The organism is Microcoleus sp. Pol10D4 (assembly GCF_036701555.1).
Classification (GTDB): domain Bacteria; phylum Cyanobacteriota; class Cyanobacteriia; order Cyanobacteriales; family Microcoleaceae; genus Microcoleus.
Map to the genome: position 1 here is coordinate 44,838 of NZ_JAUBRA010000023.1, position 12,420 is coordinate 57,257.

General features: G+C 44.9%; 13 protein-coding genes. 11 read left to right on the forward strand and 2 right to left on the reverse strand.

Annotated elements, in window-relative coordinates:
- Positions 1-62 precede the first annotated feature (62 nt).
- From cobM to QUA36_RS13970, 3 genes are all read left to right on the forward strand, one after another.
- On the forward strand, positions 63-899 hold the full coding sequence (gene cobM / locus QUA36_RS13960; RefSeq protein ID WP_333458076.1) for a precorrin-4 C(11)-methyltransferase: 837 nt from the start codon (positions 63-65) through the stop codon (positions 897-899).
- Positions 900-977: 78 nt separating this feature from the next.
- Complete coding sequence (locus QUA36_RS13965) at positions 978-1,814, forward strand: dienelactone hydrolase family protein (protein ID WP_333458078.1); 837 nt, start codon at positions 978-980, stop codon at positions 1,812-1,814.
- Between the two features lie 152 nt (positions 1,815-1,966).
- Positions 1,967-2,449, forward strand: a complete 483-nt coding sequence (locus QUA36_RS13970) for a flavin reductase family protein (RefSeq protein ID WP_333166147.1) — start codon at positions 1,967-1,969, stop codon at positions 2,447-2,449.
- Between the two features lie 91 nt (positions 2,450-2,540).
- On the opposite strand, the gene QUA36_RS13975 is transcribed toward QUA36_RS13970, so the two are convergent.
- A complete protein-coding gene (locus tag QUA36_RS13975) occupies positions 2,541-3,104 on the reverse strand; it encodes a pyroglutamyl-peptidase I family protein (protein ID WP_445301436.1) in 564 nt (187 codons plus the stop codon).
- On the opposite strand from QUA36_RS13975, the gene hisH reads away from it, so the two are divergent.
- From hisH to hpsP, 8 genes are all read left to right on the forward strand, one after another.
- On the forward strand, positions 3,094-3,729 hold the full coding sequence (gene hisH / locus QUA36_RS13980; RefSeq protein WP_333458080.1) for an imidazole glycerol phosphate synthase subunit HisH: 636 nt from the start codon (positions 3,094-3,096) through the stop codon (positions 3,727-3,729). The genes QUA36_RS13975 and hisH overlap by 11 nt on opposite strands.
- Before the next feature lie 177 nt (positions 3,730-3,906).
- Entirely contained in the window at positions 3,907-4,449 is a 543-nt protein-coding gene (gene rsmD, locus QUA36_RS13985; protein WP_333458082.1) for a 16S rRNA (guanine(966)-N(2))-methyltransferase RsmD, read from the forward strand.
- Positions 4,450-4,704: 255 nt separating this feature from the next.
- A complete protein-coding gene (gene glmM, locus QUA36_RS13990; protein WP_333458084.1) occupies positions 4,705-6,165 on the forward strand; it encodes a phosphoglucosamine mutase in 1,461 nt (486 codons plus the stop codon).
- Positions 6,166-6,351: 186 nt separating this feature from the next.
- On the forward strand, positions 6,352-7,326 hold the full coding sequence (gene hpsN, locus QUA36_RS13995; protein WP_333458086.1) for a hormogonium polysaccharide biosynthesis glycosyltransferase HpsN: 975 nt from the start codon (positions 6,352-6,354) through the stop codon (positions 7,324-7,326).
- Positions 7,327-7,357: 31 nt separating this feature from the next.
- Positions 7,358-8,527 (forward strand): hormogonium polysaccharide biosynthesis glycosyltransferase HpsO, encoded by a 1,170-nt coding sequence (gene hpsO, locus QUA36_RS14000; RefSeq protein ID WP_333458088.1) that lies wholly within the window; start codon positions 7,358-7,360, stop codon positions 8,525-8,527.
- A 41-nt stretch (positions 8,528-8,568) separates the two neighbouring features.
- A complete protein-coding gene (locus QUA36_RS14005) occupies positions 8,569-8,916 on the forward strand; it encodes a hypothetical protein (RefSeq protein WP_333458090.1) in 348 nt (115 codons plus the stop codon).
- Positions 8,913-9,092 carry a hypothetical protein gene (locus tag QUA36_RS14010; RefSeq protein ID WP_333458092.1) on the forward strand — a complete coding sequence of 60 codons (180 nt, stop codon included), beginning with the start codon at positions 8,913-8,915 and terminating at the stop codon, positions 9,090-9,092. The genes QUA36_RS14005 and QUA36_RS14010 overlap by 4 nt, the downstream gene beginning before the upstream one ends.
- Positions 9,093-9,139: 47 nt before the next feature.
- Positions 9,140-10,318: a hormogonium polysaccharide biosynthesis glycosyltransferase HpsP gene (hpsP, locus tag QUA36_RS14015; RefSeq protein WP_333458094.1), complete on the forward strand. Its 1,179-nt coding sequence runs from the start codon at positions 9,140-9,142 to the stop codon at positions 10,316-10,318.
- Between the two features lie 12 nt (positions 10,319-10,330).
- Here the strand turns inward: hpsP and QUA36_RS14020 are convergent, their stop codons facing one another.
- Positions 10,331-12,304, reverse strand: coding sequence for a TerD family protein (locus tag QUA36_RS14020; RefSeq protein ID WP_333365643.1), 1,974 nt, complete (start codon positions 12,302-12,304; stop codon positions 10,331-10,333).
- Positions 12,305-12,420: the final 116 nt, after the last annotated feature.

The window sequence follows — 12,420 nt, forward strand, 5'->3', positions numbered from 1 at the left end:
ACTTCCAATCAAAATAGGTACATCCGGAAGCGTCCGTAAATTTAGCAAATTTTTTAGCAGCCATGAGTTTGACAGAGATTGAAGCCCTAATTCCAGGGGTATACATTGTAGGTGCAGGCCCGGGAGACCCGGATTTGTTGACTGTTAAGGCTCAAAAATTACTGGCTGCTGCCGATGTCATATTATTTGCTGATTCGCTAGTCCCAGAGCAAATTTTGCAGGGGGTACGCGCAGATGCTGAAGTGATCCAAACTGCGGATAAGACCCTCGAAGAGATTGTACCTTTGATGGTGGAACGAGTGCGCGACGGAAAAAGCGTCGTCCGTCTGCATTCGGGCGATCCCTGTCTCTACGGGGCCGTGGGCGAACAAATGCAAGCTTTGGCTTCCGCAGGAATTGCTTTTGAGGTAATCCCGGGAATTAGCGCTTTCCAACTTGCGGCGGCTAAACTTAAAATTGAGTTGACAGTTCCGGGAGTTGTGCAGACAATTATTTTGACGCGAATTAGCGGCAGAACAGAAGTACCGGAACGCGAAGAATTGGCGAGTTTAGCGGCTCATCAAGCGAGTTTGTGTCTGTATTTGAGCGCCCGCCATGTCGAAAAAGCTCAAGCTAAATTGATGGAACATTATCCATCGGATTTGCCTGTAGCGATTTGTTATCGGTTGGGCTGGCCCGATGAAAAAATTGTGCTAGTTCCCCTTGACAAAATGGCCGTTGCTACGCGCGAAAATAATTTGATCAGAACGACAATGTATGTGATTAGTCCGGCGTTGGGAAAATCAGCAGAAGGACGATCGCGCTTGTACCATCCAGAGCACGATCGGCTTTTCCGACCCTCGAAGAAAGAAGGAAGAAGGAAGAAGGAAGAAGGAAGAGGGAAGAAGGAGCAATTATGAAATAACCAATTACCAATTCCCAATTACCAATTCTCAATTCCCCAATCTAAAATCTAAAATCTACAATCTAAAATCGCCATGACTGATTTAACTCGCAGACAATTTATCATTGTCACCGCATTAAGCGCCGGATTTACCTTAGCAGTTCATCCTATTGCGGCTGCCGTTATCAATACGGATGCTGCTGGTTTAGTTGCAGGTGAGGTAAAAATTCCTGTAAAAGACGGCTCAATTCCAGCTTACAGAGCCATGCCAGCCAGCGGCAGCAATTTTCCAGTAATTTTAGTAATTCAAGAAATCTTCGGAGTTCACGCGCACCTTCAAGATATTTGCCGCCGTTTGGCAAAATTAGGTTATTTAGCGATCGCCCCAGAAATGTTTGCCCGTCAAGGTGATGTTTCTAAACTCACCGAGGTTCAAGAAATTATTAGTAAAGTTGTCTCGAAAGTTCCTGACGAGCAAGTTATGTCCGATTTAGATGCTACCGTAGAGTGGGCACAAAAGTCAGGAAAAGGCAATACTAATAAGTTGGGAATTACAGGATTTTGCTGGGGTGGCAGAATTGTTTGGCTGTACTCTTCTCACAACCCAAAAGTCAAAGCTGGAGTGGCTTGGTACGGGCGTTTGGTTGGCGATTCTACGGCTTTAACTCCCAAACAGCCGATCGACATTGCAGCCAGTTTGAAAGTGCCCGTATTGGCGCTTTACGGGGGCAAAGACCAGTCAATTCCCAACGATACAGTTGAGAAAATGCAGGAAGTTCTCAAAACTGGCAGCAGCGGTTCCGAAATTGTGCTTTATCCAGATGCGCCGCACGGTTTTAACGCTGACTATCGGCCCAGTTACCGGGAAAAAGAAGCTCAGGATGCTTGGAAACGGATGCAAGATTGGTTTAAAAAGTATGGAGTTTCATAATAGTTGTGAGTTGTTAATTTTCACTTAAAACTGGTGTCAAGTTTGGGATCGCAAAAGGCAATATTAGCGAATAGCCCTTAAGACAGGTGGGTTTGTGGGCCCGACATTGGTAAACTGAGCGGTGTAGAATTATCGATCGAACAGGTAAGCCCGTGCTAGACGAACAAGCTAAAAAGACCATCTTGCGGAAAATCCCTCACGGATTGTACATCTGCGGTGTCAAAGACGGGGAGGAAGTCAACGGTTTCACCGCTAGCTGGGTGATGCAATCTTCCTTTACCCCTCCCTTAGTTGTCAACTGCGTTAAGCAAGACTCCAAATCCCACGCCATGATCAAAGCCAGCGGTGTCTTTGCTTTGAGTTTCCTAGAAGCGGGACAGAAAGAGTTAGCCCAGACATTCTTTAAGCAGCAGCGCCGCGTTGGCAATAAATTTGAGGATGTAGAATTTTATCCGGGCGCGGAAACTGGTTGTCCGATTATCTCGGATTCTCTGGGTTACATCGAGTGCAAAGTTGTCGGCGCTGTGGAACACGGGGATCACACGGTTTATGTGGGAGAAGTTGTGGCTGCAGGCGTCCACCGAGAAGGCAATCCGTTGCTGCTAGAAAGCACGGGTTGGAATTACGGCGGCTAAAGAGTTGGCAGTTGGCAACTGGCAGTTGTCAGTTGGCAACTGGCAGTTGTCAGTTGTCAGTTGTCAGTTGTTAGTTGTTAGTTGTCAGTTGTTAAGGGAGGCGAGTTAAAATTAATAAAAAATCGGCGACAATCTTGTCGGTGTTTTCATCAGTTAAAATTGGTACGTGTACGAAAATACATTTGGTGCTAAGTTTAGAATGTGCAAGGTGTTTTAAAACCGCATAATACAGGGCTTCGCAAACAAATTTTCCGGCTTCGTGACTGATTTCTGTTGCAGCTAAATCAGCGACTAGCGGTTCGAGATTAACTGCTGTTTTCAGAATGTCGCGATCGCAGCAAGCGCAAGATTCTATGGTTAATTTTTGCCGGCTTTCGGCCATGCCACAGCAGATAATAGTGTCAGGTTGGATATGGTTGATTTCGGCGATCGCTAAATTAGGTGCTAGCTGGAAATCTACTGGCAGTTTCCTCAAAAAAGTCAGGGAATCCGGCAAAGATTTGATCTGGGAAATCTTGGCTAATAAGTCGTCCGAAGAGTTAGATTGCTGATGGGGAAGCCAAGTATCAAATGAAGTTAGCAGGATTTTCGCCGTCATATTTGTGCAATAATACTGATATTGATAATATAAGGCAAGTAAGTCAATGTCTGTCATTGCAGTAGTAGACTATGACATGGGCAATCTGCACTCGGTCTGTAAAGGCTTGGAAAATGTGGGTGCAGTGCCAAAAATTACAGATTCTCCTGCTATAATCGAGCAGGCTGATGCGGTGGTTTTGCCGGGAGTTGGTTCGTTTGACCCGGCAATGCAGAATTTACGATCGCGCAATTTGATAGAACCGATAAAAAGGGCGATCGCCTCGGGAAAACCTTTTTTAGGCATTTGTTTGGGTTTGCAAATTCTGTTTGAAAGTTCCGAAGAAGGTGTAGAACCGGGATTGGGCATTATTGCGGGAAAAGTGCGCCGATTTCGCTCGGAACCGGGTTTGACAATTCCCCACATGGGATGGAATCAATTGCAATTTACTCAGCCGGATTTGTCGCTGTGGCAAAATTTACCGTCTGATCCTTGGGTTTATTTCGTGCATTCTTATTATGTCGATCCGGTGGATTTGGAAGTGCGATCTGCAATTGTGACTCACGGTAGTCAAAACGTGACGGCGGCTATAGCTAAAGACAATCTGATGGCCGTGCAATTTCACCCGGAAAAGTCTTCGAGTACGGGATTGCAAATGCTGTCAAATTTTGTCAGTCTGGTTCGGGAAAAAGTACCTGCTTAGGTGGCATGAATATTGAAAAACCCGGTAAATTGCCGAAACCGGGTTTGACATTTTTAAAAGTGTTCTTCCTTCTTCCTTTTTCCCTCTTCCTTCTTCCCTCTTCCTTCTTCCTTCTTCCCTCTTCCTTCTTCCTTCTTCCCTCTTCCTTCTTCCTTCTTCCTTCTTCCTTCTTCCTAAATGAGTTTAAGAATCTCTGGCAATCGCCAAATCAAAACCCTGCCGGGACTCGCCACTCGCCCTACACCTTCGCGAGTCAGAGAAGCTTTATTTAATATTTGGCAAGGGACGATCGCAGATTGCAGATGGCTTGACATTTGTACCGGCAGCGGTTCGATGGGTGCAGAAGCTTTGTGTCGGCAAGCCGCGAGTGTCACTGGCATCGAACAGTCGGCGAAAGCTTGTGCGATTATCCGCGAAAACTGGGAGCAAGTAGCAGACTCGTCCCAAACATTCCAAATACTGCGGGGAAACGCGACGGCGAAATTGGCGGCACTAGCGGGGCAGCAGTTCGATCGCATCTACTTTGATCCGCCCTACGCCAGCGACTTGTACGAGCCTGTGTTAAACACGATCGCCAGCCAAGAAATGCTAGCACCAAACGGCGAAATCGCGATCGAACACAGCCCTGAGCGATCGATACAACCGATTTCCGGCCTAGAAATTTGCCGCCATAAAATATACGGCAATACAGCATTAACCTTCTATACCCGCAGTGCCTGACAGGCTAAAACAGCAGCAGCGTCACTCCTGGAGGCAGAAAAAAACCGGGTTTCATGGCGTTGGCGCGCCCGGGACTCCAAGTTTTTCCCTTGGGTAAAATACAAATTTTTCCGATGAGGTTAAGCTTTGTGCGTAGGTTGTCAGAGCAAGTTGCCTTAGCAATCGACGAAATAAATGGAGTTTAGGCTGAAAATAAAGCTTTCAGTTGTAACATGAACCCAAAGTGTGAGTGTGAATATTCCTAAAGGAGTGAATATGGTTCAGACACCTTCGCGCCCTCGTGGCAGCGACTTTCAAGCTGTTAACTCGGCACAGCCAGCCAAACTGGATACGATTCTGCTGGGAAATAGCCTCTCCCTGCCAAATACCAAACTCTTCGGCACAGACGGCATTCGCGGGAAAGTTGGAGAATTGCTGAATGCACCCTTAGCCCTGCAAGTGGGCTTCTGGGCTGGACAAGTTCTACGGCAACATTCCCCCAACCAGGGGCCTGTGATTTTGGGGCAAGACAGCAGGAATTCCAGCGATATGCTGGCAATGGCACTGTCAGCGGGTTTGACGGCCGCCGGTTTGGAAGTGTGGAATTTGGGATTGTGTCCCACTCCCTGCGTTGCTTATCTGGCAAGCGTTTCGGAGTCGGTCGGCGGAGTGATGATTTCGGCTTCTCACAATCCCCCAGAAGACAACGGCATTAAGTTTTTCGACTCAAACGGCTCGAAGTTGTCGCAGCAGTTGCAGGAACAAATCGAAGCGGGAATCCGGGGGGCAAAGGTTCCGGTTGCTAGCTTGGCTTGGGGACACCACTACCATCGGTCTGAGTTGGTTAAAGATTATGCCACTTCCCTCTGTGATTCGCTGCAACAGATGAATTTGGAGGGAATGCGGATAGTTTTGGATTTGGCTTGGGGGGCGGCCGCGGGTTTGGCGCCGGCGGTGTTCGCGAAAATGGGAGCGGATGTGATCTGTTTGCACGACTCTCCTGATGGATCTCGCATTAATGTTAACTGCGGTTCTACTCATCTCGAAAGTTTGCAAGCGGCGGTTTTGGAACACAATGCTGATTTGGGCTTTGCTTTTGACGGCGATGCCGATCGAGTTTTGGGTGTTGACAACAAAGGTCGAGCTATTGACGGCGATTACATTCTTTATCTGTGGGGTCGGCAGTTGCGCGACTCCGAACAGTTACCGTCCAATTTAATTATTTCTACTGTAATGGCTAACCTCGGCTTCGAGCGAGCTTGGGAAGAATTGGGGGGCAAACTAACTAGAACGAACGTCGGAGATCAGTACGTTCACGCTGAAATGCAGCGCACTGGTGCGATGTTGGGCGGCGAACAGTCTGGACACATTCTTTGCCCGCATTACGGTGTCAGCGGCGACGGTTTGCTGACAGCTTTGCATTTGGCTTCGCTGGTGCGCCAGTCCGGGCAATCTTTGGCACAATTGGTAAGTGGCAGTTTCCAAACTTATCCGCAGTTGCTGCGAAATATTCGGGTGGACGATCGCGAAAAACGTCTAAAATGGCACGAGTGCGAGGCAATGCAAAGTGCGATCGAACGTGCTACAACAGCAATGGGAGAACAGGGACGGGTTTTGGTTCGCGCTTCTGGCACTGAACCGCTAATCCGAGTTATGGTGGAAGCGGCCAGCGCCGAATTGGCTAATTTCTGGACTGAAAATTTAGTTTTAGCAGTTCAGCAACATATAGCTATCTGATGGAAATGGGGAATTGCTAAAACTTTTGAATTTTGAGTTTTGAGTTTTGAGTTGAAATCCTTTAAGTCAAAATTCATAAATCAAAATTTCTAACTATTAATTTCGAGTTTTAATCAACTTCTCCAAAAATAACGAGGGGGGCAGGCATCCTGCCTACCCTTAACTTTATTTTCACTCAATTGTGTGATGATGATTTCTGTTGTGATACCCACCTACAACCGCGAGCAACCTCTGCGAGAGACATTGGCTGATGCGATTGGGCAAAATTACCCGAATTTTGAAGTGCTGGTAATCGATCAAACTCGCACCCACGAATCAGAAACTCAAGTTTATTTAGAGGAATTGGCAAATGCTGGCAAAATTCGCTGGTTTAGAGTAGATTGGGCGAGTTTGCCGGCTGCTCGAAATTATGCAGTGCGGCGCGCAGTTGGAGAGATTATTTTATTTATTGATGATGATGTACAATTGCCCGATGGTTTTTTGGCGGCTCACGCTGGCAATTATTTAGAAAAACCAGATGTGGGATGTGTGGCGGGCAGGGTTTTTGACAGAATGAAACTGGATAATTCTGGAGGCGATTTGGCGATCGAATATTTGCCCTCAGAAGCGATGGATGCGAGCATTGCCTGGTATTTTATCGATTTGGTGCATACAGTAAAACCGCAGCAGGTACTCTCGGCTAGAGGCTGTAATATGTCATTTCGCCGGCAGGTTTTTGCCGAGTGCGGGCTGAGGTTTGACGAGCGGTTTGCAGGGAGTGCGGTGCGGGAGGAGTCGGATTTTTGTTTGAGATTGCGATCGACTGGCATGAAAATTTGGTACGATCCCAATGCGTGTTTAGTTCACTTGGGGGAAGAGAGCGGGGGCTGTCACGATGTCAGCACGCGATCGATCGAATATCAAGTCACATTTTATCACAACCATTTCCTCATGGGATTGAAAAATTTAACAGCCTTTCAATGCCTGCGATTTTTCGCCAAACTTTTTGACTGCCACGTTTTGGGAAATCCACCTTGTTATAAAAGCGCCTCGCCCATTAAAATTATAACTAGATTTGCTTTTTATATCCTGGGTTTTCTCAGTGCTATAAATACAGTAATTCAATCTCTGTGGAATGATGGACAAAGTTATAGCCATCAAGACAAGATTAACGATCAATAATTACCTATTCCCCATTCGCCCTTCCCAATAAATGAGAATTCTCGTGGCTAGTCACACCTATATTGTGGACATTAATCGGGAAAAATTCAAGATATTAGCTAACCTAGAACCCGATATTGAAGTAACAGTTGTAGTGCCGCAGCGTTGGAAACCCGGAGGCGTACAAAATAAAATTATAGAAACGCAATTTTATCAAAAAGACTCATTTAAAGTAGTCCCAGTCTCCAACTTTAGTCAAAATAATCAAGGCTTGCTAACTTTTGGTACAGATTTAATTCAACTTCTGCAAGAAATTAAACCGCAGATAATTCAAGTTGAACAAGGCGCAAAGTCTCTCGCTTGCGCTCAGTTAATTTTACTAAATAAACTGCTAAAACTGCAAGCAAAAAATATATTATTTACTTGGTGGAATCTGCCTTATCAATTGAATTGGCCGGTTTCAGTCTTAGAAAATTACAATCTTCAGCGCACTGACGGAATTATTGCAGGCAACCTAGATGGAGCTAAAATTTTGCGGCAGCGGGGCTATCAAGGTGCGGTAAAAGTAATGCCACAACTCGGAGTAGATGAAGCTTTGTTTTGCCGCACTGGTAAAGACGCTGATTTATCGCGCAGGTTCGGTATTGAACCGACCGATTTTGTAGTAGGATTTGTAGGGCGATTTGTCGAAGAAAAAGGATTGTTGACTTTAGCTGAAGCCTTGGCAGGGTTGAAAAAAAGCTCTTGGAAGTGGTTGTTAGTAGGACAAGGAAAATTGCGGAGGCACCTCGCCGAAAAATGTATTGAATGGGGAATCAGCGACCGAATAATCTGGGTAGAAAGCGTTTCCCACGAAGAAATTCCCCCCTACATTAACTTAATGAACTGTTTGGTATTGCCCTCGCAAACCAGCTATAAATTCAAAACTTTGACCACGGTGGGCTGGAAAGAACAATTCGGTCACGTTTTAATTGAAGCGATGGCCTGTCACATTCCGGTTATTGGTTCCGACTGCGGGGAAATTCCCCACGTCATCGGCGATGCGGGCTTATTATTCCCAGAAGGAAATGCTGGGGTTTTGCGAGAGTGTTTGCAGAAATTGATGGAGCGGCAGGAGTTGGCGGCCGATTTGGGCGATCGGGGTTATCATAGAGCGATGAGCAATTATACAAATAAAGCTTTAGCTGAGCAGTTATTGGACTTCTACAAAGAATTGTTGTAACTTTTAGCTATAATGCAAGTGTTAAATAAAAACTGTGGTAAATGTCTATTCCTCCCGACATACGCTCTTTGATTAACGAACTCTACCAGGTACTAGACGATAGCGAGCGCCAAGCAACCCAGGGACTTTTTGCACTTAGAAGAGCAATGTCTCTTTTTCCTCAGAATGAAATACTGATGCAATACTTTTCTTCCATAACCAATTTTCAATTCAACGTAGCAGGTACTCGCTTACAAGCAGAGCACATTGTGGGCAATGTGTTGATGGCTGGTGTGCCGGATGAAGATGTTCAAAAAGCCGGAGATTATTTAGCAGCTTTGCTACATATAGCTCCAGAATCTAGAACTATGATAAACAAAGTAGTTGAGAGATTAGAAGCATTGCCATGAAAAAATTACCGGATGAAAGCCTACTCCTGGAAATCCTTGAAATTGTGAAAGCTGCGGAAGCAAAAGCCAGTGAAATGTATGAATTTTCCAAGACAATGGCTCACAAGACTCAAATTACAGCAACAAAGAGAGAGGAAGCTGAACAGCTAGATGGGAAGCCTTTTGCAGATAATTAAATTTGTAATGGGAGATGTTGGTATGTGGATTTAAATAACTATCCCCCATGCGAATTCTCCAAATTATCCCCTCAATTTCCCTCGTCTACGGCGGGCCGAGTCAAATGGTACTCGGACTTTCTGTGGCCCTCGCAGCAAAAAACATTGATGTCACCATTATCACCACAGATTCTAACGGAGATATCGGTCAACTTTCCTTAGATGTTCCTCTAAATCAACCAATAAAACAAAGCGGTTATCAAATTATTTATTTCCGCTGTTCTCCCTGGCGCAGATATAAGTTTTCTCTGAGTTTATTGCAGTGGTTAAATGAAAATGCGCGACAGTTTGACCTGGCTCACATTCACGCTCTTTTTTCGCCAGTAACTACCCTGGCGGCTACAATTGCAAGATATCATCATTTGCCGTACATTATCCGTCCCTGCGGTATGCTTGACCCCGCCGACTTGCAGAAAAAAAAGCGCTTGAAACAGATTTATGCAGCAGTTTTAGAACGCCCTAATTTAGCAGGGGCCGCCGCAATTCATTTCACAAGTAAAGAAGAGGCTAAAATCTCAGAAAGATTTGGTTTGGGCAGCACAGACAAGGTGCCTGTACCACGGGATTTGGTGATTCCATTGGGGGTGACAGCAGGTTTGTTTCCTAAGAGATTGCGAGAATCTCAAGTGCCAATCATCTTATTTATGTCGAGAATTGCACCTAAGAAAGGGCTTTATTTGCTAATTCCAGCATTAGAAAGTATTTTAGGATCGGGCATAGAGTTTCACTTTATTTTAGCTGGTTCAAATCCCCAAGATGCTGATTATGAAACACAAATTAAAGTACAAATTAATAATTCAAGCTTAGTAAAATACACAACAATAACTGGTTTTGTGAGTGGTGATTTAAAAGTTGAACTATTGAAAAAAGCCGACTTATTTGTATTACCTTCTTATTACGAAAACTTTGGCATTGCTGTAGCAGAAGCGATGGCCGCCGGTGTACCTGTCGTAATTTCCGATCGCATACATATTGCGGAAGACATACAGCAAGCAGAAGCTGGTTGGGTAGAACCTTTGGAAGTAGAGGCGATCGCCAATTCAATCAAATCAGCACTTCTGAATCCACAGGAACGTCAACGCCGGGGATTGAATGGCAAAGAGTATGCAAGAAAGCATTATAACTGGGATGCGATCGCCCAGCAAACCATCGATGCTTACCAGGAGATTTTGTCATCTCTTAACTAATGCAACAGCCGTTTACCTTTTACTTCTTCTCCTGCTTCGACTTCTTGTGCCGCTGCTATCAGAATTTGCAGGCGAGATTTTTTCAACGCTGCTATTACTTTTAACAGCAGTAGACTCAGAGTTTGAGGTAGCAGTCGCGGATTTTCTTCTAATTATAATCGGAACATTAACAGAGCGACCGCAGGGTCTGCCGAAGGAATCTATTTTCCTTCGATAATCGCAGATTGCCGCCTCTGCAATCGGTTCTTGACAATCATTAATAAAGCTTTGTGCTAATTGGTAATTCTTGCCGTCTCCCTGCTTTGAGAAAAGTTCTCCAGCTTGCTGAAAATCTGATACAGCTTGCGATTTAGTTCCCAACATACAGCGAATAGCACCTCGTTCCAAATAAGCCAAACCATAATTAGGATTAATGCGAATAGCTTGTTCGTAATCCCCGATCGCCTTTTGCTTGTTTCCCAATTCATAGTATGCTTGACCGCGACCGAAATAAGCTTCTGCCAAGTTAGGATTAAATTGCAGCGCTCGATCGTAATTGTAAATTGCCTGCTGCTTGTTTCCCTGTTGGCCAGTAGCAATTCCCAATCCGAGGTAAGCTTGAGGTATGTTCGGATTCAGCGCTAAAGCTTGAGTAAAATTGGCTATCGCCCCCGGAACATCTCCCTTTTGAACTTTTAAAGAACCTTGGTTGCTGAAATTTGCAGCTTTTTGAGCGATCGCAACTCTTTGACTGATCACAGCGTGATTGGCTCGGTAATTAGATAACTTATTTTGAGCTAGATTATAAACAGGTGTACGTGAATCGATCGCTTCTAAAAGTGCGATCGCCTGTTGCCATTTACTTTGCGACTGCTGCCAAACTTCGATCGGATGAGGCGGTTTTTGCACAACCACAGCAGCTTCCATCGCCAATTTTTGAGCCGTTGCTAGACTTTCTGCCGCCTGTAAATTTTGCGCTACTGGAACCAAACTCGGGCGCAGTTGCAGCAAATCTGCTCTAGCTTGCTGATACCCAAAGCCGGGGAAGTTAGGAATTTTCTCTAAATTGGCGATCGTTTCTTTAAGTCGTCGATCGAAACTTCTGAGCAGATTTACATCGGTGGCTTTCCCTGCATTCTGCGTTTCAACTGCCAGTATTTTAGCTTGCTTCAGCGTTTCATTTCCCGATCGCATAAAGGCGATCGTCCCTACACCTGTCCCCAACACCAAAACCCCTAAACCTGCTAATAAAGCTGCGGGTATTTTGCGACTTCGCGAATTATTAACTTGATTGTTAATTCGTGATTGCTGTACCCTTCGAGTCTGACGAGATTGTTGCGATTCCGGTTCTGAATCCACCTCCAAATCCCAAGCCGGCAACTGCAAATCATCTGCTGCTGTTCCCGCTGTCAACTCCCTACTAATGGAAGCAATATTATGGCTATTTCCGCTGTAATACTTGTCAACCAAACTCTGCAATCCTGCCTGATATCCTTCTCCTACGGCCTGAAATCTCCACTCTCCATTCTTTTTATACAAACGACCAAATTCTACAGCAGTCTCTCGCGAAAAATTTTCTTTTAATTCATAGCGAACCAGTTCGCTTCCCGTATCCAAATTGGTAATTTTGATAAAAGCATTTTTGATATTGCTAAAATTGGCATTGATTTTATCTGCTTCGTGAATAGTGACCGCAAAAGTTATTTCCTCAATTTCAGGATTGATTTTCTCTAAAATAACTCCGTAAATAGTCTTATTCTCCTGACCTCGGTTGTTTTTGTCAGGAATCGATTGCAGTACCGAACCGTCACAGGATTGCAGATTATTGTAAAAGATAAAATATTTATCGTTAGGTAGTTTGCCGTCAGCACCTAGCATAAAAGCAGAGACATCAATCTCGTAGCTTTGTCCTGCCTCTGTCACCTGCCAACCGAGGGCGATCGCCATTTTTTTTAAACCGGGCGCTTCTTTAGATATATTAAATCTCTCACCCTTACTTAATTGCATTGCCATCTGCTTATTTGTTAAACATAAAATTTTATACTCCTAATCTTAATGTTAAGTGGCACAATAAGTTATTTAATTAATGAAATTTAACAGAGTTTCTCTAATCGCGGGCTTGA